This window comes from Pseudomonas sp. W15Feb34, assembly GCF_023127765.1.
In the GTDB taxonomy this organism is placed as follows: domain Bacteria; phylum Pseudomonadota; class Gammaproteobacteria; order Pseudomonadales; family Pseudomonadaceae; genus Aquipseudomonas; species Aquipseudomonas synxantha_A.
Window position 1 is genome coordinate 15,511 of the sequence record NZ_SPKN01000034.1, and the last position, 18,654, is coordinate 34,164.

Genomic DNA, 18,654 nt, shown 5'->3' on the forward strand with positions numbered 1-18,654 from the left:
AGGCCCTACTGAAAACTGTCCTTACAATCCCTGCATCGCCCGCCAGTTCCAGGCAGGCGTTCCTCTTCAGGAGACTCCGATGTCCGTTGAGCAAGCCCCGGTGAAACGTGCCGATTTCGACCAAGTAATGGTGCCTAACTATGCACCTGCCGCCTTTATCCCTGTGCGTGGCCAAGGTTCGCGCGTGTGGGATCAAGCAGGTCGTGAGCTGATCGACTTTGCCGGCGGCATCGCGGTCAACGTGTTGGGCCACGCCCACCCGGCGCTGGTCGGTGCACTGACCGAACAGGCCAACAAGTTGTGGCATGTGTCCAACGTCTTTACTAACGAGCCGGCGCTGCGCCTGGCCCACAAGCTGATCGACGCCACTTTTGCCGATCGCGTGTTCTTCTGCAACTCCGGCGCCGAGGCCAATGAGGCTGCGTTCAAGCTGGCCCGTCGTGTGGCCTTTGACCGTTTCGGCAGCGAGAAATACGAGATCATCGCCGCGCTGAACAGCTTCCACGGCCGTACCCTGTTCACCGTCAACGTCGGCGGCCAGTCCAAGTACTCCGATGGTTTCGGGCCTAAAATCACCGGCATCACCCACGTTCCTTATAACGATCTGGCTGCGCTGAAGGCCGCTGTGTCGGGCAAGACCTGCGCCGTAGTGCTGGAACCGATCCAGGGTGAAGGCGGCGTACTGCCGGCTGAACTGGCTTACCTGCAAGGTGCCCGCGAACTGTGCGACGCGAACGACGCGCTGCTGGTGTTCGACGAAGTGCAAACCGGCATGGGCCGCAGCGGCCACCTGTTTGCCTACCAGCATTACGGTGTCACGCCGGACATCCTTACCAGCGCCAAGAGCCTGGGCGGCGGTTTCCCGATTGCGGCGATGCTTACCCGTGAAGACTTGGCCAAGCACCTGGTGGTCGGCACCCACGGCACCACCTACGGCGGCAACCCGCTGGCGTGCGCAGTGGCCGAAGCGGTGATCGACGTGATCAACACGCCAGAAGTATTGGCCGGCGTTAACGCCAAGCATGACTTGTTCAAGGCGCGCCTGGAGCAGATCGGCACGCAATACGGCATCTTCACCGAGGTGCGTGGCATGGGCCTGCTGATCGGTTGCGTGCTCAGCGATGCCTTCAAAGGCAAGGCCAAGGACGTGTTCAACGCGGCCGAAAAAGAGAATCTGATGATCCTGCAAGCTGGCCCGGACGTGGTGCGTTTTGCGCCGAGCCTGGTGGTGGAAGAGGCGGATATCAACGAAGGGCTGGATCGTTTTGAGCGTGCTGTGAAGACGTTGACCCAAGCCTGATACAAATCTATCTGCCGGACCGGATCAAATGTGGGAGGGGGCTTGCCCCCTCCCACATTAGGAACAGTGTTGTTCCTGACCTGTCCGGTATTTTTTTCTATGAGTTTTTCGAGTTAAGGAGTAACACCATGCTGGTGATGCGCCCCGCGCAAATGGCTGATCTGGGCGAGGTACAGCGTCTGGCTGCAGACAGCCCGATTGGTGTTACGTCCTTGCCAGACGATGTGGAACGCCTGAGCGACAAGATCGCCGCCAGCGAAGCTTCTTTCGCGGCCGAGGTAAGCTTCAACGGTGAAGAGAGCTATTTCTTCGTGCTTGAAGACACCGATACCGGCAAGCTCGCCGGTTGCTCGGCCATCGTTGCTTCAGCCGGCTACTCCGAGCCGTTCTACAGTTTCCGTAACGAAACCTTCGTGCACGCCTCCCGAGAGCTGAAGATCCATAACAAGATCCACGTGCTTTCCCAGTGCCATGACCTGACCGGTAACAGCCTGCTCACCAGTTTCTACGTGGTGCCGGAATTGGTCGGATCGCCCTGGTCGGAACTCAACTCCCGTGGCCGCCTGTTGTTCGTTGCCAGCCACCCCGAGCGCTTTGCCGATTCGGTGGTAACCGAGATTGTCGGCTACAGCGACGAAAACGGTGATTCGCCGTTCTGGGACGCCATCGGTCGCAACTTCTTCGACCTCAACTATGCTGCCGCTGAGCGCCTGTGCGGGCTGAAAAGCCGCACCTTTCTCGCCGAGCTAATGCCGCATTACCCGATCTACGTGCCGCTGTTGCCGGACGAAGCCCAGGAAGCCATGGGCCAGGTGCACCCGCGTGCGCAGATCACCTTCGATATCCTGATGCGCGAAGGTTTCGAGACCGACCACTACATCGACATCTTCGACGGTGGCCCGACGCTGCATGCACGGGTTTCGGGTATTCGCTCGATCGCCCAGAGCCGCGTGGTACCGGTGAAGATCGGCGAGATGGTCAAGGGCGTCGGTCGCCAGTACCTGGTGAGTAACGCGCAGTTGCAGGATTACCGCGCGGTGATGCTGGAGCTGGACTATGCGCCTGGTAAGCCAGTAACCCTGGACCTGGCGGCCGCCGAAGCCCTGGGCGTTGGCGAAGGCGCGAGCGTGCGTTTGGTTGCGGTATAAAAACAGAGTTTCGCGGGTGGCTGACAACAGCGGCCCGTTCGAGGAGATAGCATGATCGTTCGTCCTGTACGCAGCAGCGATTTACCGGCCCTGATTGATCTGGCGCGCAGCACCGGCACCGGCCTCACCACTTTGCCGGCCAACGAAGAGCGCCTGACCCACCGGGTTGGCTGGGCGGAAAAAACCTTTCGCGGCGAAGCCGGGCGCGGCGATGCCGACTACCTGTTCGTGCTGGAGAACGATGAAGGCCGCGTGGTCGGCATTTCTGCCATTGCCGGTGCCGTGGGCTTGCGTGAGCCCTGGTACAACTTCCGGGTCGGGCTGACCGTCAGCGCCTCCCAGGAGCTGAATATCTACCGCGAGATTCCGACGCTGTTTCTGGCCAACGACCTCACCGGCAATTCCGAATTGTGCTCGTTGTTTTTGCATGCCGATTATCGCAACGGTCTTAACGGCCGCATGTTGGCCAAGGCGCGCATGTTGTTTATCGCGGAGTTCCCGCAATTGTTCGGCAACAAGATCATTGCCGAGATGCGCGGCGTATCCAACGACGCCGGGCGTTCGCCGTTCTGGGAAAGCCTGGGTCGACACTTCTTCAAAATGGAGTTCAGCCAGGCCGACTACCTTACCGGTGTGGGCAACAAGGCGTTTATCGCCGAGCTGATGCCGAAGTTTCCGCTGTACAGCTGCTTCCTGTCCGAGGATGCGCGCAACGTGATCGGCAAGGTCCATCCGGACACCGAGCCGGCCCTGAGCATGCTCAAGAGCGAAGGGTTCAGCTATCAGGGCTATGTCGATATCTTCGATGCAGGCCCAGCGGTAGAGTGCGAAACCAGCAAAATCCGTGCGGTGCGCGACAGCCAGTCGCTGGTGTTGGCCATCGGCACGCCGGGGGACGACGCCACGCCGTTCCTGATCCATAACCGCAAGCGCGAGGAGTGCCGTATCACTGCTGCTCCGGCCCGGCTGGCGGCAGGTACCCTGGTGGTCGATCCGCAGACCGCCAAGCGCCTGCAGCTGGTGGTGGGTGATCAAGTGCGTGCCGTACCGTTGTCTGCTGCTCGGGAGTCCAAGTAATGAATTCGCTGTATATCGCAGGTAGCTGGCTGGCCGGCCAGGGTGAGTTGTTCGAATCGCGCAACCCGGTGACCCAGCAGGTATTGTGGGCCGGCAACGGCGCCACCGCCGAGCAGGTCGAGTCCGCCGTGCAGGCGGCACGCCAGGCATTCCCCGCGTGGGCTCGTCTGCCGTTGGAAGAGCGCATCAGCGTGCTGGAAGCCTTTGCCAGCACCCTGAAAAGCCGTGCCGATGAAATTGCCCGCTGCATTGGTGAGGAAACCGGTAAACCCTTGTGGGAATCGGCTACCGAAGTCACCAGCATGGCCAACAAGATCGCCATCTCGGTGCAGAGTTATCGTGAGCGCACCGGCGAAAAGAGCGGCCCATTGGGTGACGCCACCGCGGTATTGCGTCACAAGCCTCACGGCGTGGTGGCGGTGTTCGGCCCGTACAACTTCCCCGGGCATTTGCCCAACGGCCATATCGTCCCGGCCTTGCTGGCGGGTAATACCGTGCTGTTCAAACCCAGCGAGCTGACCCCGAAAGTTGCCGAGCTGACCGTGCAATGCTGGATCGAAGCCGGGCTGCCGGCGGGCGTGTTGAACCTGCTGCAAGGCGCGCGGGAAACCGGCATCGCCCTGGCCGCCAACCCCGGCATAGACGGCTTGTTCTTCACCGGGTCCAGCCGCACCGGCAATCATCTGCATCAGCAGTTTTCGGGACGCCCGGACAAAATCCTCGCCCTGGAAATGGGCGGCAACAACCCGCTGGTCGTGGATGAAGTGGCCGATGTGGATGCGGCGGTCTACACCATCATCCAGTCTGCGTTTATCTCGGCTGGTCAGCGTTGCACCTGCGCCCGTCGCTTGTTGGTGCCGGAAGGCGCCTGGGGCGATGCATTGCTGGCGCGGTTGGTGGCGGTGAGCGCAACGATTGAAGTCGGTGCGTTCGACCAGCAACCACCGCCGTTCATGGGCTCGGTAATCTCCCTTGGCGCGGCGAAAGCCTTGATGGACGCCCAGCAATTGATGTTGGCCAATGGCGCCGTAGCGCTGCTGGAAATGACCCAGCCACAGGATCAGGCCGCATTGCTGACCCCAGGCATCATCGACGTGACCGGCGTAACCGAGCGCGAAGACGAAGAACTGTTCGGCCCGCTGTTGCAGGTGATTCGCTACGCGGATTTCGCCGAGGCAATCGCAGAGGCCAACAACACCCAATACGGCCTGGCCGCTGGCCTGTTGTCGGATAGCGAAGCGCGTTACCAGCAGTTCTGGCTGGAAAGCCGTGCCGGTATCGTCAACTGGAACAAGCAGTTGACCGGCGCCGCCAGTACCGCACCGTTTGGCGGGGTAGGGGCCTCGGGTAACCATCGGGCCAGTGCGTATTACGCGGCCGATTATTGTGCGTATCCGGTGGCGTCGCTGGAAACGCCGAGCCTGGTGGTGCCAGCCACGTTGACCCCTGGCATTACACTGATCTGAACGTGGGAGGGGGCTTGCTCCCGATGGCGGTGTGTCAGTCACCTAATTAGTCAACTGACACCCTGCTATCGGGAGCAAGCGCCCTCCCACATTTGAACTGTGGTGTATTCAGTAATTTGATGCCTATAAAAACAGATGTTCGTGGAGCCTCGCCGATGAAATCCTGTGAAGTCAATTTTGACGGTCTAGTGGGGCCGACCCATAACTACGGCGGTTTGTCTTTCGGCAACGTCGCATCCCAAAGCAACAGCCAGCAACATTCCAACCCCAAGGAAGCGGCGTTGCAGGGCCTGCAAAAAATGAAAGCCCTGATGGACATGGGCTTTGTGCAAGGTGTGTTGGCGCCCCAGGAACGCCCGGATGTGGCTGCTTTGCGCAACCTGGGTTTCAGCGGAACCGACGCCCAGGTAATTCAGCAAGCGGCCAAGCAGGCCATGCCGTTGCTGGTAGCGAGCTGCTCGGCTTCCAGCATGTGGGTAGCCAACGCGGCCACTGTCAGCCCGAGCGCTGATACCGCAGACGGTCGCGTGCATTTCACTGCCGCCAACCTCAATTGCAAATACCACCGCAGCATCGAGCACCCCACTACCAGCCGCGTGCTGGGCGCGATGTTCGCCGATGCAAAGCACTTTGCCCACCACGCCGCCTTGCCGGCGGTGGCGCAGTTCGGTGATGAGGGCGCGGCCAACCACACGCGCTTTTGCCGTGAGTACGGTGAGGCGGGTGTTGAGTTCTTCGTGTTTGGCCGCAGTGCCTTCGACAGCCGTTATCCGGCCCCGCAGAAGTACCCGGCGCGCCAGACCCTTGAAGCGTCCCAGGCAGTCGCGCGCCTGCACGGCTTGAAGGATGACGGCGTGGTCTACGCCCAGCAGAACCCGGCGGTGATCGATGCCGGCGTGTTCCACAACGATGTAATCGCGGTGGGCAACGGCGAGATGCTGTTCTACCACGAGGGCGCATTCCTCAACACCGAACAGATGCTCGCCGAGCTGCAAGCCAAGTTGGGCAAGCTGGGCGGCAACTTCCAATCCGTCTGCGTACCCCGTGCCCAGGTCAGTGTCGAGGACGCGGTGCGTTCCTACCTGTTCAACAGCCAGTTGCTGACCCGCCCTGACGGTTCGATGCTGCTGATTGTGCCGGAAGAGTGCCGCAGCAATGAGCGTGTGTGGCACTACCTGCAGGGCCTGACCAGCTCCGGTGGGCTGATCCGCGAAGTCAACGTTTTCGACCTCAAGCAAAGTATGCAGAACGGCGGCGGCCCGGCGTGCCTGCGTTTGCGCGTCGCCTTGAACGAAACCGAACTGGCGGCGGTGAATCCAGGCGTTATCATGACCGCGCCACTGTACGAAACCCTGACCCAATGGGTTGGCAAGCACTACCGCGACAGCCTGCGCGAAACCGACCTGGCTGACCCGCAGTTGCTGCTTGAGTGCCGGACGGCACTGGATGAACTGACGCAAATCCTTAAACTGGGCTCGGTTTATCCTTTCCAGATCAATTAACGCCATACGGCTGAGATATTTTATTTATGACCGACACCCTGAAGCTGATCCTTGAAGACACCGACGGCACCCAGCTGGAAACGTCCTGCACCCGCGTTGCCGTGGTCTGGCAGGGCAAGGAGATCTGGATCCAGCACGACGGCCGTGGCCAACTGCTGATTGGTGTGGACGTCGAAGAGGGCGACGCCGAGTACGCCAACCTGCTGATGCGTCCCTTGGCGACCAACCTGATGAGCCTGCAACTGGAAATGGAACCGGCCGACGTTGAGGGTGATGACGACGATCACGTCCATGGTCCTGGCTGCAACCACTAAGGAAGCTGCTTATGCTCGCCCTCGGCAAACTGCTTGAACTGACCCTCGCCGGTCGCGAACCGGCGCAAAAAATTCAACTGACTGTCGACGGCGTGCAGATGCGCTGGCTCAGCGAGGGCGCGCTCGAAGTGCGCCCCCCTGAGGCTCGGGACAATGGCGGCGACCTGCTGCTGTCGTCCGGCATCCATGGCAACGAAACCGCGCCGATCGAACTGCTCGACCGCCTGTTGCATGGCATCGCCCGTGGGGAAATCAAACCCCGCTCCCGTATTCTGTTCCTGTTCGGCAACCCCGAGGCCATGCGCCGCGGCGAGCGTTATCTCGAACTGGACATCAACCGGCTGTTCAACGGCCGGCATGAAAGCAACATCGGCCCCGAGGCCATGCGCGCTGCCGAACTCGAGCAACTGGCGCGCAGTTTTTTCAGCCAGCCCGGTCGATCACGCCTGCACTACGACCTGCACACCGCGATTCGTGGTTCTAAGATCGAGCAGTTTGCCCTCTACCCTTGGAAGGAGGGGCGTCAGCATTCGCGCCGTGAACTGGCGCGCCTGAACGCCGGCGGTATGCAAGCGGTATTGCTGCAGAACAAAACCTCGATCACTTTCACTGCGTTTACCTACGAACAGTTGGAAGCCGAAGCCTTCACCCTGGAACTGGGCAAGGCCCGGCCGTTCGGGCAGAACCAGAGCGTGGACGTGTCCCGGCTGGAGGCACGCCTCAAGCACATCATTGAAGGCGATGAGCCGCCGACAGAAAGCCTGGACGGCCTGCAACTGTTTGCCGTCTCTCGCGAGGTCATCAAGCACAGCGACGCCTTCCTGATGCACCTGCCGGCGGATGTGGAAAACTTTTCGCAATTGGAAAAGGGTTATCTGCTGGCCGAAGACGTGGCCAAGACGCGCTGGGTGATCGAGGAGGAGGGTGCCCGCATCATCTTCCCCAACCCGAAGGTGAAGAATGGTTTGCGCGCAGGGATTCTTATCGTGCCTGCCACGGATGCTGGGTTGGCTTAAATCTTAAGTCCAACTGGATCCAAATGTGGGAGGGGCGGTGCGACGTTTCGACTTGCCCCCGATAGCCGTATACCAGTCAGCCCATCTGCAGCTGACTCACCGCCATCGGGGGCAAGCCCCCTCCCACATGTTGTTTTGCAGTGTTGCTTAGACCGCTACAGCACGCGGCTCACTACGGCGGATCGCCCGCACCTTGTGCAGGGTATCGGCGCAGGTACGCGCAGCTTCCTGACCCTTGTGCACGAAGTGTTCATAGAAGAACGTGGTGTGCTCGCTCCCGGCGTGGAAGTGGTGCGGCGTCAGGGACACCGAGAACACCGGTACTTCAGTTTCCAGTTGAACCTGCATCAAACCGCTGACTACCGATTGGGCCACGAATTCGTGCCGGTAGATGCCACCATCCACCACCAGTGCGGCGGCGACGATGCCGGCATAGCGACCGGTCTTGGCCAGCAACTTGGCGTGCAGGGGCAATTCAAAGGCACCGCCGACTTCAAAGAAGTCGATGTCCGATTCCTGATAGCCCTGGGCGATCATTTCGGCAAGAAAGCCTTTGCGCGATTGGTCGACGATATCCTTGTGCCAGCAGGCCTGGATAAACGCGACGCGCTCGCCGTGATGGTTTTTGCTTTTGCTGTCGATTGCGGTGGGTTGCATGTTCTGACTCCTGTTTAAGAAAAAAACAGGGCGTTATGAATCGAATGGGATTTAAGGGTATGCACAACGGCGTCATGCAAGCATGAGGTCAGTGCGCGGCCCTTAGGTGCCAATCCCGTTCTCTCTTCATCCGGACTATGACCGTCGGCCCCGGGATCACACCGGGTCTGCTGACCTTGTCGCCGTCCTGCCGGAGCAGTTCGAGGCGCCAAGCGCTCGCGGGCTATGCACATTGCGTGCAATTACCGCCGGTGGGGAATTGCACCCCGCCCTGAGAACGTTGCCGCCAGAACCCTGGCGGCGGAGAGTTTTTAACACGGTTTTTCAAAAACTGCACGGTTGCCGTATCGATAAGCTATATCGGTTTGTTTGGTTGGTATTCGATTGAATGCAGTGGGGGCTTGATATTGCGTGGCTTTGCCCGCAGTAATCACACACAAAAGGACTTATCCATTCCGTTAGAGGCCCCCTTCATGACCGTGATTGACCTGCGCAGCGACACCGTGACCCAACCCACCCCCGGTATGCTCGACGCGATGGCCGGCGCGGTCAGCGGTGATGACGTCTATGGCGAAGACCCCAGCGTCAACAAGCTGGAGGCGGAACTGGCCAAGCGTCTGGGCTTCGCCGCCGCGCTGTTCGTGCCCACTGGCACCATGAGCAATTTGCTGGCATTGATGGCCCACTGTGAGCGCGGCGAGGAATATATCGTCGGCCAGCAGGCCCATACCTACAAATACGAAGGCGGCGGGGCGGCCGTGCTGGGTTCGATCCAGCCGCAGCCGCTGGAAGTGCAAGCGGACGGTTCCCTGGACCTTGACCACGTGCTGGCGGCGATCAAGCCTGACGATTTCCACTTTGCCCGCACGCGCTTGCTGGCGCTGGAAAACACCATGCAAGGCAAGGTCCTGCCGATGGAGTACCTGGCCAAGGCGCGTGCGTTTACCCGTGAGCATGGCCTGGCCTTGCACCTGGACGGGGCGCGGATCTACAACGCAGCGATCAAGCTGGGGGTGGGTGCGCGTGACATCGCCAAGCATTTCGATTCGGTGTCGGTGTGCCTGTCCAAGGGCCTTGGCGCACCGGTCGGCTCGGTGCTGTGCGGTTCCACGGCGTTGATCGCCAAGGCCCGGCGCCTGCGCAAGATGGTCGGTGGCGGAATGCGTCAGGCAGGTTCGTTGGCGGCAGCGGGGCTGTATGCCCTGGATCATCAGGTACAGCGCCTGGCCGAGGACCACGCCAACGCGCAGTGGCTGGGTGATGAGCTGCGCAAGGTCGGTTACACGGTGGAGCCGGTGCAGACCAACATGGTCTATGTGCAAATTGGCGAGCAGGCGCAGGCGTTGAAAGCCTTTGCCGCAGAGCGCGGGATCAAGTTGAGTGCCGCGCCGCGCCTGCGTATGGTCACCCATCTGGATGTCAGCCGGGCACAGATCGAGCAAGTCGTGCAGACATTCGTCGCATTTTCGCAGAAATGACAGTGCAGACCGTCTAATTGACTGTTTCTATCACATAAACACGCTGTACCACCGGCGAAGGGCCGATATAATGCGGCCCTTTGCCGTCGCTCCGTCTGATGATGTTGCGCACTGGCCTTTGGCCGCAGCCTCCGTGGAAGAACCTAATGAAAAGCGCAGAAATCCGTGAAGCCTTCCTTCGCTTCTTCGAAGAGCAAGGTCACACCCGTGTAGCCTCCAGCTCCTTGATCCCAGGCAATGACCCCACCCTGCTGTTCACTAACGCGGGGATGAACCAGTTCAAGGACTGTTTCCTGGGCCAGGAAAAGCGCGCCTATACTCGCGCCACCAGCAGCCAGAAGTGCGTACGCGCCGGCGGCAAGAACAGCGACCTGGAAAACGTCGGTTACACCGCGCGTCACCACACGTTCTTCGAAATGCTGGGTAACTTCAGCTTCGGCGACTATTTCAAGAAGGATGCGATTACCTTCGCCTGGACCTTCCTGACCGGCGTGCTGAAACTGCCCAAGGAAAAACTCTGGGTTACCGTCTACGCGACGGACGACGAAGCCTATGACATCTGGACCCAGCAAATCGGTGTACCTGCCGAGCGCATGATTCGCATCGGCGACAACAAGGGTGCGCCTTACGCTTCCGATAACTTCTGGACCATGGGCGATACCGGCCCGTGCGGCCCTTGCACCGAGATCTTCTACGATCACGGTGCGGACATCTGGGGTGGCCCACCGGGCTCGCCGGATGAAGACGGTGACCGCTACATCGAAATCTGGAACAACGTGTTCATGCAGTTCAATCGCACCGCCGATGGCGTGTTGCATCCGCTGCCGGCGCCGTCGGTAGACACCGGCATGGGCCTGGAGCGGATCAGTGCGGTCATGCAGCACGTTCATTCCAACTATGAAATCGACCTGTTCACCAACCTGCTGAGCGCTTCGGCTGCGGCCATTGGTTGCACCAATGAAGGCCAGTCGTCGCTCAAAGTGGTATCGGACCACATCCGTTCCTGTGGCTTCCTGATTGCCGATGGTGTGTTGCCGTCCAATGAAGGGCGTGGCTACGTGCTGCGTCGCATCATCCGTCGCGCCTGCCGTCACGGTAACAAGCTGGGTGCCACCGGCAGCTTCTTCTACAAAATCGTGGCTGCACTGGTTGCCGAGATGGGCGATGCCTTCCCGGAACTCAAGCAGCAGCAGAGCAATATCGAGCGCGTACTCAAGGCCGAGGAGGAGCAGTTCTCCAAGACACTGGAGCACGGTCTGAAGATTCTCGAGCAGGACCTGGCTGAGCTCAAAGGCTCTGTGGTACCGGGCGACGTGGTGTTCAAGCTTTACGACACCTACGGTTTCCCGATGGACCTGACCGCCGATATCGCCCGTGAACGCGAGCTGACCATCGATGAAGCCGGGTTTGAGCGTGAGATGGAAGCCCAGCGTGTGCGTGCGCGTTCCGCCAGCTCCTTTGGCCTGGACTACAACACCCTGGTCAAGGTTGACGTGCCCACCGAGTTCATCGGCTACAAGGCTACCGCCGGCTCGGCCAAGATCGTTGCCATCTATAAAGACGGCAAGTCGGTCGATGTATTGAGCGAAGGCGAAGAAGCCGTGGTGGTGCTGGACCAGACTCCATTCTACGCCGAGTCAGGTGGCCAGATTGGTGATTGTGGTTTCCTCAGCTCGACGTCCGGCCGTTTCGAGGTGCGCGACACCACCAAGACCGGCGGTGCTTTCCTGCATCACGGTGTGTTGGTACTGGGCAGCCTGACTGTCGGCGCGCCAGTGGATACCCAGGTCGATGCTGACGTAAGGCATGCAACTGCGTTGAACCACTCGGCCACTCACTTGCTCCACGCTGCCTTGCGTCAAGTGCTGGGCGAGCATGTTCAGCAAAAGGGCTCGCTGGTCGACAGCCAGCGCCTGCGGTTTGACTTCAGCCACTTTGAAGCAATCAAGCCTGAGCAGATCAAGGCGCTGGAAGATATTGTCAATGCCGAGGTGCGCAAGAACACGCCGGTAGAAACTGAAGAAACTGACATCGAAACCGCCAAGGCCAAGGGCGCCATGGCGTTGTTTGGCGAGAAGTACGGCGACGAAGTTCGCGTGCTGAGCATGGGTGGTAGCTTCTCGGTCGAGCTGTGTGGTGGTATCCACGCTAACCGTACCGGCGATATCGGCCTGCTGAAAATCATCAGCGAAGGTGGTGTGGCGTCCGGTGTGCGTCGTATCGAGGCGGTGACCGGTGCTGCGGCCCTGGCTTACCTCAATGCCGCCGAAGAACAACTCAAGGAAGCGGCCAGCCTGGTCAAGGGCAGCCGTGACAATCTGATCGACAAACTGTCTGCCGTGCTGGAGCGCAACCGTGCGCTGGAGAAACAGCTGGAGCAGTTGCAGGCCAAGGCGGCCAGCGCTGCGGGCGATGATCTGTCGGCCTCGGCGGTTGACGTCAAGGATGTGAAAGTTCTGGCGGCGCGCCTGGACGGTCAGGACGGCAAGGCGTTGTTGGCCTTGGTCGATCAGTTGAAGAACAAGCTCGGCCGCGCAGTGATCCTGCTCGGCAGTGTCCATGAGGATAAGGTCGTTCTGGTTGCCGGTGTAACCAAAGACCTGACTGGCCAACTCAAGGCCGGTGATTTGATGAAGCAAGCCGCTGCGGCAGTGGGCGGCAAGGGCGGTGGTCGTCCGGACATGGCACAAGGCGGTGGTGTAGATGCCGGTGCCCTGGATGCGGCCCTGGCCTTGACCGTGCCGTTTGTCGAGGCAGGTATTTAAGGCACTGTTAATCGGCCCGTGGTCTAGTCACGGGCTTGTTCAGTGCGGGTGGATTGGATATTAGGCGCCCCTTTACGGGCTGAGGCGGCTTGGAAATGGCTTTGATCGTACAGAAATTTGGAGGCACCTCGGTCGGCTCTGTAGAAAGAATCGAGCAGGTCGCCGACAAGGTTAAGAAATTCCGCGATGCCGGCGATGACCTGGTTGTGGTGCTGTCAGCCATGAGCGGCGAGACCAATCGCCTGATCGACCTGGCCAAGGCTATCAGTGGGGATCAACAGCCGTTGCCACGTGAGCTGGATGTGATTGTGTCCACGGGCGAGCAAGTAACCATTGCGCTGTTGGCCATGGCTCTGAACAAGCGTGGCGTGCCGGCGGTGTCCTACACGGGCAGCCAGGTGCGCATTCTCACCGACAGCGCGCACACCAAGGCGCGTATCCTGCAGATTGATGATCAGAAAATTCGTACTGATCTGAAGGCTGGGCGCGTGGTAGTTGTAGCGGGTTTCCAAGGTGTGGACGAGCAAGGCAACATCACCACCCTCGGGCGTGGCGGTTCTGACACCACGGGGGTGGCACTGGCGGCAGCGCTCAAGGCTGACGAATGCCAGATCTATACCGACGTGGATGGCGTCTACACCACTGACCCGCGCGTCGTGCCAGTGGCCCAGCGCCTGGACAAGATCACCTTTGAAGAAATGCTGGAAATGGCCAGCCTTGGTTCCAAGGTGTTGCAGATTCGCGCGGTGGAGTTCGCCGGCAAGTACAACGTTCCGCTGCGCGTATTGCACAGCTTCAAGGAGGGTCCGGGCACCCTCATTACTATTGATGAAGAGGAATCCATGGAACAGCCGATCATTTCCGGCATCGCTTTCAACCGCGATGAAGCCAAGCTGACGATCCGTGGCGTGCCAGACACCCCGGGCGTGGCTTTCAAGATTCTGGGTCCTGTCAGCGATGCGAATGTTGAAGTCGACATGATCGTGCAGAACGTTTCGCACGATAACACCACCGATTTCACCTTCACCGTGCACCGCAACGAATACGATGCGGCATTGAAAATCCTGCAGAACACAGCGAGCGAGATTGGCGCCCGTGAAGTGGTCGGCGATACCAAGATTGCCAAGGTATCGATCGTAGGGGTGGGCATGCGTTCCCATGCCGGCGTTGCCAGCCGTATGTTCGGGGCCCTCGCCAAGGAGGGTATCAACATCCAGATGATTTCCACTTCGGAAATCAAAGTCTCGGTAGTGCTCGAAGAGAAGTACCTGGAACTGGCTGTACGCGCGCTGCATACCGCTTTTGAGCTTGACGCTCCGGCCCGACAGGGCGAGTGATGTGTTGCCAGGAAGGCGCGGTTTACCGCGCCTTTCATTTTTTTGTGGGGCGCATGTTCTTTTGCGTGGGCTCGACAATACTTAGGTGTGTAGGGCTACGGCTTTTGGGTTGTAGGTCGAATGCCTTTTTTTTGCAGACTGTTGTTCCTGAACTGAAATGCGTGAGGAGAAAGGCATGCTGATTCTGACTCGTCGTTGCGCAGAAAGCCTGATTATCGGTGATGGCGAAATCACCGTGACCGTGCTCGGCGTCAAAGGCAATCAAGTGCGTATTGGGGTTAACGCTCCAAAAGAGGTAGCGGTTCACCGCGAGGAAATCTACCTGCGGATCAAGAAAGAGAAGGACGAAGAACCAAGCCTTTAATTTTTATCGTTTTTTATGTTTGCAAACGGGGATGAACGTGGTTAATATACGCCCCGTGTTGCGGAGAGCTGGCCGAGTGGCCGAAGGCGCTCCCCTGCTAAGGGAGTACACCTCAAAAGGGTGTCGGGGGTTCGAATCCCCCGTTCTCCGCCATTATTTGCTTAGTACGTTGCAATCTGGTTTTTTCGGTAAGTTGTTGAAAATACTCGAAAAAATAGCTTTACATAGAGATTGAACGGCCTATAATGCGCGGCAACAAATGCACTCGTAGCTCAGCTGGATAGAGTACTCGGCTACGAACCGAGCGGTCACAGGTTCGAATCCTGTCGAGTGCACCATTTAAGAGTTAGTTGCAGCGATGCAGGTAGCTCGGCTTCAACCAGTTGTGATCTGGTCTAAAAACACAATCTGCACTCGTAGCTCAGCTGGATAGAGTACTCGGCTACGAACCGAGCGGTCACAGGTTCGAATCCTGTCGAGTGCACCATACAAACAAAAAGCCCGCCTAGTGCGGGCTTTTTGCCGTCTGGGGTTTATGTAGGTTTTATCCTGGTGTGGGTCTTTTTATCTTTCCCATGTGTTTTCCCCCTCCTGCGTGTCGTCGCATTTCTATAGGTGCAGCCAATACTGAACATTGGCTCGCAAGCGCTTGTTCTTTCCAGTTTTTTAACGTTTAAAACGGCCGGGCGGTGTATCATGCGCCCGTCAGCCCCGTCGGGGCTTGTGGAATACCTCCATGGACTTACCCAGTAGTGACTCAGTACCCCGTTTTACCAATCATGAATTGACTGATTGATCCTTCCGGCGTGCCCCGCTGCTGGGAGTGGAGTTCGCCTATGACCGAAGTAGAAGTAAAGAAAACACAAGAAAGCCTGCAGGATCGTCTGGCTCAAGTCATCGAGCTGCTGCAGCGCCAGCGCGTGGTCGAAGACCTCACGCACCGCCAGGAAGGTCCGAACCACGACCGCGTTGAAAACCTGGTTCACCGGCAAAACCTCGTCGAGTTACAACGCAAGCTCGATGACCTGCACTCCGCCGACGTTGCCTACATCCTCGAAGCTTTGCCGCTGGATGATCGACTGACCCTTTGGCAGTTGGTCAAGGCCGATCGCGACGGTGACATCCTCCTGGAGGTGTCTGACTCGGTCCGTGAAACGCTGATCGCCGACATGGATGATCATGAGCTCCTGGCCGCCGCCAAGGAGATGGATGCGGACGAACTGGCCGACCTGGCACCTGAGCTGCCCCGGGATGTTGTTCATGAGTTGATGGAGGCGCTCGATACGCAGCAGCGTGAGCGCGTGCGATCGGCGCTGTCCTATGACGAGGACCAGGTCGGTGCGCTGATGGATTTCGAGATGGTCACCATCCGCGAAGACGTCAGTCTGGAAGTGGTACTGCGTTACTTGCGTCGCCTCAAAGAGCTGCCGGGCCATACCGACAAGCTGTTCGTGGTCGACTACGAGGGAATTCTCAAAGGCGTGTTGCCGATCAAGCGCCTGCTGGTAAATGATCCAGAGAAGAAAGTAGCTGACCTGATGGCCAGCGATACCGTCAGCTTCCATCCTGACGAAGATGCCTACGACGCGGCCCAGGCCTTTGAGCGTTACGACTTGATCTCGGCTCCGGTGGTCGACAAGAACGGCAAGTTGATCGGTCGTCTGACCATCGATGAAATCGTTGACTTGATCCGTGAAGAGAGTGAAACCGAAGTCCTCAACATGGCGGGTTTGCGTGAAGAGGAAGACATTTTTGCGTCAGTCTGGCGTTCTCTGCATAACCGCTGGGCCTGGCTGGCGGTTAACCTGATCACGGCATTTATCGCGTCTCGTGTCATCGGGTTGTTTGAAGGTTCAATCGAAAAGCTGGTGGCATTGGCAGCGTTGATGCCGATTGTGGCGGGTATCGGCGGTAACTCCGGTAACCAGACCATCACCATGATCGTGCGGGCCATGGCGCTGGATCAGGTGAGTACGGCCAACTCTTCACGCCTACTGCGCAAGGAGCTGGCTGTGGGCCTTATCAACGGCCTGGTGTGGGGTGGAGTGATTGGTGTGGTGGCCTATCTCCTTTATGGCAGTTGGTCCTTGGGCGTAGTGATGACGGCCGCCATGACCCTCAACCTGCTGCTGGCTGCCTTGATGGGGGTGTTGATCCCTATGACCCTCGCGCGCCTTGGTCGCGATCCCGCCATGGGAGCCAGCGTGATGATTACTGCCATGACTGACAGTGGTGGCTTCTTCATCTTCCTGGGCCTGGCAACGATCTTCCTGCTCTGATCCTTTCTGCGGGGGCATGTCTGCCCCCGCTTTGCTCCCCATCTCCAAAATTCAGGCAAAAAAAAGCCAGCACATGGCTGGCTTCGGCTTTCAGTGTCAATCAATTGGCTTCTGCGGCCGCCTCAACATCGTGAGCTATAAGCGAGACGAGGGCGTTTTGCTGGCGGTGGGAGAGCTGACGAAAACGCTGCAGCAGTTCGCGTTCGTGCAGTGACAGCTCCGGGCTATCCAGGCGCATGCTCAACTCTTCACCCAAGGCACCTTCCTGAATAAGGCTTTGTTCCAGGCGTGCGATGATTTCAGAGTTCATGCTGCGGTGATGATTGCGAGCCACCTCGGCAATGCGTTCCCGCATTCCGTCTGGCAGACGTACGACGAATTTGTCAGCCGTACGGCTGGAATAAATTGCCTGTTTCAATGGGCGCATATATTTAACCGGTTAGTTCAGGGGAGCGGTTTCTGGAATTGGCCGCAAGATGAGTGTTAAGACAAGGCTCACGACCAAAGTTCAACCCGAATTGCAAAGAGGCCGCATCATGCCTCAGATTTGCCATTTCATTGGCGTCAATTCTGTGACAAATATTGAACCGCCTAAAGGCTTTGTGCCAGTACTGAATTGCATTTTTGCGGACTGGTTTGAAAACTTTGACGCTGATGCAGTGCTAGTCCATCAACGCCCAGGGCTACGGCGCATCTGGGTTGAAGGGCGCAGCGCAATATGGCCTTTTGCCCTCAGTCTTAAGCCTAGTGGCAGTTTGCCGATTTGCTAGGGTGATTCGACATAAGGTAGGGGGGGAGGGGGTTAGCGCAGCAATGGATCGAACTTGATTCGGCGACCGGCGATGAGGGCCAATATCAGTAGGCTACCAAACACGGCGCTGACGATGAAGGCGGTGGCTTGAACTCCAGGGGAGTCAGTAGCGAGGGCCAGAAAGCCTGCCATGAGGGTCAAGCATAGAAAAAGCCAGGCAGGTTTGGACATTGATAGTTATCTCAGAAAACCCAGTGCTCGGATGTAGGTGCTGCTTGTGTTTCTTGGGTCAGGAGAACGGGTGACTGCTCGGTAGCAGTGACTACCGCCAGCTGGGGGCGTTGTTGCAGATGATGGGGAACTGCTTGGCTGGCCAGTGCGGCATCTTGAGTATTGACTGGCTGGAAATGAAATATCACCAGTGCGGCCAGGGCTACGGCATTGAGAGCTAATAGTAGGATGCTATTCATGGTCATGTTCTCCGCGGTGCTTGGTTCGCTGGGATTATGCAAAGAACATTGCAGATGCCGTGCCAAACTATTTTCCCTTTAAAATCAATTAGTTGATTTGCCTATGTGGGGGCTTCGGGTTGCAGTTTGCAATGATGGCATTTTGAGGTAGTGCAATTTGCACGATCACTGCAAGTCCCCCGTGTTTACTGGGTGAAGCTATAAAGATATGTGCAAGGATCGCCCTACAAGCAAAATGCCTAAGGACGACATGACAAAAACTACCTCGACCGTTAATATGCACGCCGTCTGTCGCTGGTCTCATCCGCGACGCGCTTGTCATTTGTCCCAGTAGCTCAATTGGATAGAGCATCCCCCTCCTAAGGGGAAGGTTGGCCGTTCGAACCGGCCCTGGGACACCATCTTTATAGACTGAACGCCTGCCATGGCGTTTAGTGCTATCTACAAGACATCCGCTTTTCTCTCTGCTGCATTTCCTTCGATCTGAATCCTGCTATCTGTTGATAGCCTGGCATTTGTTGCAGGTTGTTTTTTGCGTCAGGAGTATCCAGTGCGGGCAATGCGCTGGCTCCCTTCTCTATATATAGAGATTCACAGAGGCTCCAGGCCTGGTGCACGGCAGGTCAAATGGGAGTTTTGAGTTTTTTGATTTAATGGGGTTGACGCACATGCAAATCCCTGTAGAATTCGCCTCCCGCTTCGGAGAGATCTTAAGCGCAAGTGGTTGAAG

16 protein-coding genes, 4 tRNA genes and 1 riboswitch are annotated in these 18,654 nt (G+C 58.3%); of the genes, 16 read left to right on the top strand and 4 right to left on the bottom strand.

Going from position 1 to position 18,654, the window contains the following annotated elements; translation table 11 throughout:
* The first annotated feature begins 79 nt into the window (after nt 1-79).
* From E4O97_RS16700 to astE, 7 genes are all read left to right on the top strand, one after another.
* Complete coding sequence (locus tag E4O97_RS16700; RefSeq protein ID WP_248161778.1) at nt 80-1,300, top strand: aspartate aminotransferase family protein; 1,221 nt, start codon at nt 80-82, stop codon at nt 1,298-1,300.
* A 128-nt stretch (nt 1,301-1,428) separates the two neighbouring features.
* Complete coding sequence (gene aruF, locus E4O97_RS16705; protein WP_005790628.1) at nt 1,429-2,448, top strand: arginine/ornithine succinyltransferase subunit alpha; 1,020 nt, start codon at nt 1,429-1,431, stop codon at nt 2,446-2,448.
* Nucleotides 2,449-2,499: 51 nt separating this feature from the next.
* Nucleotides 2,500-3,525, top strand: coding sequence for an arginine N-succinyltransferase (astA, locus tag E4O97_RS16710; RefSeq protein WP_005790626.1), 1,026 nt, complete (start codon nt 2,500-2,502; stop codon nt 3,523-3,525).
* The gene (gene astD, locus E4O97_RS16715; RefSeq protein ID WP_248161779.1) at nt 3,525-4,991 is read left to right on the top strand and encodes a succinylglutamate-semialdehyde dehydrogenase; all 1,467 of its coding nucleotides are present in this window, start codon (nt 3,525-3,527) and stop codon (nt 4,989-4,991) included. The genes astA and astD overlap by 1 nt, the downstream gene beginning before the upstream one ends.
* A 155-nt stretch (nt 4,992-5,146) precedes the next feature.
* Nucleotides 5,147-6,493 carry an N-succinylarginine dihydrolase gene (gene astB / locus E4O97_RS16720; protein WP_248161780.1) on the top strand — a complete coding sequence of 449 codons (1,347 nt, stop codon included), beginning with the start codon at nt 5,147-5,149 and terminating at the stop codon, nt 6,491-6,493.
* A 26-nt stretch (nt 6,494-6,519) separates the two neighbouring features.
* Nucleotides 6,520-6,807 (top strand): hypothetical protein, encoded by a 288-nt coding sequence (locus E4O97_RS16725; protein ID WP_003175651.1) that lies wholly within the window; start codon nt 6,520-6,522, stop codon nt 6,805-6,807.
* Between the two features lie 11 nt (nt 6,808-6,818).
* On the top strand, nt 6,819-7,823 hold the full coding sequence (gene astE, locus E4O97_RS16730; protein ID WP_216091992.1) for a succinylglutamate desuccinylase: 1,005 nt from the start codon (nt 6,819-6,821) through the stop codon (nt 7,821-7,823).
* Between the two features lie 147 nt (nt 7,824-7,970).
* On the opposite strand, the gene E4O97_RS16735 is transcribed toward astE, so the two are convergent.
* Nucleotides 7,971-8,480 (bottom strand): 6,7-dimethyl-8-ribityllumazine synthase, encoded by a 510-nt coding sequence (locus E4O97_RS16735; protein WP_032879834.1) that lies wholly within the window; start codon nt 8,478-8,480, stop codon nt 7,971-7,973.
* 113 nt (nt 8,481-8,593) lie between these two features.
* A riboswitch (FMN riboswitch) is annotated at nt 8,594-8,763 on the bottom strand.
* A gap of 190 nt (nt 8,764-8,953) precedes the next feature.
* On the opposite strand from E4O97_RS16735, the gene ltaE reads away from it, so the two are divergent.
* From ltaE to mgtE, 8 genes are all read left to right on the top strand, one after another.
* The gene (ltaE, locus tag E4O97_RS16740) at nt 8,954-9,958 is read left to right on the top strand and encodes a low-specificity L-threonine aldolase (RefSeq protein ID WP_248131958.1); all 1,005 of its coding nucleotides are present in this window, start codon (nt 8,954-8,956) and stop codon (nt 9,956-9,958) included.
* Nucleotides 9,959-10,104: 146 nt separating this feature from the next.
* Nucleotides 10,105-12,723, top strand: a complete 2,619-nt coding sequence (gene alaS / locus E4O97_RS16745) for an alanine--tRNA ligase (RefSeq protein WP_032879836.1) — start codon at nt 10,105-10,107, stop codon at nt 12,721-12,723.
* 95 nt (nt 12,724-12,818) lie between these two features.
* Nucleotides 12,819-14,060: an aspartate kinase gene (locus E4O97_RS16750; RefSeq protein WP_005790609.1), complete on the top strand. Its 1,242-nt coding sequence runs from the start codon at nt 12,819-12,821 to the stop codon at nt 14,058-14,060.
* A 175-nt stretch (nt 14,061-14,235) separates the two neighbouring features.
* Nucleotides 14,236-14,424, top strand: coding sequence for a carbon storage regulator CsrA (gene csrA / locus E4O97_RS16755; protein WP_003175645.1), 189 nt, complete (start codon nt 14,236-14,238; stop codon nt 14,422-14,424).
* Between the two features lie 62 nt (nt 14,425-14,486).
* Nucleotides 14,487-14,577, top strand: a tRNA-Ser gene (locus tag E4O97_RS16760).
* Between the two features lie 108 nt (nt 14,578-14,685).
* A tRNA-Arg gene (locus E4O97_RS16765) sits at nt 14,686-14,762 on the top strand.
* Nucleotides 14,763-14,834: 72 nt separating this feature from the next.
* Nucleotides 14,835-14,911 (top strand) — tRNA-Arg (locus E4O97_RS16770).
* Between the two features lie 349 nt (nt 14,912-15,260).
* Complete coding sequence (mgtE, locus tag E4O97_RS16775; RefSeq protein ID WP_005790606.1) at nt 15,261-16,703, top strand: magnesium transporter; 1,443 nt, start codon at nt 15,261-15,263, stop codon at nt 16,701-16,703.
* Nucleotides 16,704-16,803: 100 nt separating this feature from the next.
* Here the strand turns inward: mgtE and E4O97_RS16780 are convergent, their stop codons facing one another.
* From E4O97_RS16780 to E4O97_RS16790, 3 genes are all read right to left on the bottom strand, one after another.
* Nucleotides 16,804-17,130, bottom strand: coding sequence for an Arc family DNA-binding protein (locus E4O97_RS16780; RefSeq protein ID WP_003193592.1), 327 nt, complete (start codon nt 17,128-17,130; stop codon nt 16,804-16,806).
* A 375-nt stretch (nt 17,131-17,505) separates the two neighbouring features.
* A complete protein-coding gene (locus E4O97_RS16785; protein WP_248161781.1) occupies nt 17,506-17,685 on the bottom strand; it encodes a PA3371 family protein in 180 nt (59 codons plus the stop codon).
* Between the two features lie 11 nt (nt 17,686-17,696).
* Complete coding sequence (locus tag E4O97_RS16790) at nt 17,697-17,924, bottom strand: hypothetical protein (protein ID WP_078822109.1); 228 nt, start codon at nt 17,922-17,924, stop codon at nt 17,697-17,699.
* Nucleotides 17,925-18,248: 324 nt separating this feature from the next.
* Here E4O97_RS16790 and E4O97_RS16795 point away from each other — a divergent pair.
* Nucleotides 18,249-18,325, top strand: a tRNA-Arg gene (locus E4O97_RS16795).
* The last annotated feature ends 329 nt before the right edge of the window (nt 18,326-18,654 follow it).

Coding starts and splice junctions, on each gene's coding strand:
- E4O97_RS16700 (WP_248161778.1), top strand. CDS start 80: ATGTCCGTTGAGCAAGCCCCGGTGAAACGTGCCGATTTCGACCAAGTA.
- aruF (WP_005790628.1), top strand. CDS start 1,429: ATGCTGGTGATGCGCCCCGCGCAAATGGCTGATCTGGGCGAGGTACAG.
- astA (WP_005790626.1), top strand. CDS start 2,500: ATGATCGTTCGTCCTGTACGCAGCAGCGATTTACCGGCCCTGATTGAT.
- astD (WP_248161779.1), top strand. CDS start 3,525: ATGAATTCGCTGTATATCGCAGGTAGCTGGCTGGCCGGCCAGGGTGAG.
- astB (WP_248161780.1), top strand. CDS start 5,147: ATGAAATCCTGTGAAGTCAATTTTGACGGTCTAGTGGGGCCGACCCAT.
- E4O97_RS16725 (WP_003175651.1), top strand. CDS start 6,520: ATGACCGACACCCTGAAGCTGATCCTTGAAGACACCGACGGCACCCAG.
- astE (WP_216091992.1), top strand. CDS start 6,819: ATGCTCGCCCTCGGCAAACTGCTTGAACTGACCCTCGCCGGTCGCGAA.
- E4O97_RS16735 (WP_032879834.1), bottom strand. CDS start 8,480: ATGCAACCCACCGCAATCGACAGCAAAAGCAAAAACCATCACGGCGAG.
- ltaE (WP_248131958.1), top strand. CDS start 8,954: ATGACCGTGATTGACCTGCGCAGCGACACCGTGACCCAACCCACCCCC.
- alaS (WP_032879836.1), top strand. CDS start 10,105: ATGAAAAGCGCAGAAATCCGTGAAGCCTTCCTTCGCTTCTTCGAAGAG.
- E4O97_RS16750 (WP_005790609.1), top strand. CDS start 12,819: ATGGCTTTGATCGTACAGAAATTTGGAGGCACCTCGGTCGGCTCTGTA.
- csrA (WP_003175645.1), top strand. CDS start 14,236: ATGCTGATTCTGACTCGTCGTTGCGCAGAAAGCCTGATTATCGGTGAT.
- mgtE (WP_005790606.1), top strand. CDS start 15,261: ATGACCGAAGTAGAAGTAAAGAAAACACAAGAAAGCCTGCAGGATCGT.
- E4O97_RS16780 (WP_003193592.1), bottom strand. CDS start 17,130: ATGCGCCCATTGAAACAGGCAATTTATTCCAGCCGTACGGCTGACAAA.
- E4O97_RS16785 (WP_248161781.1), bottom strand. CDS start 17,685: ATGTCCAAACCTGCCTGGCTTTTTCTATGCTTGACCCTCATGGCAGGC.
- E4O97_RS16790 (WP_078822109.1), bottom strand. CDS start 17,924: ATGAATAGCATCCTACTATTAGCTCTCAATGCCGTAGCCCTGGCCGCA.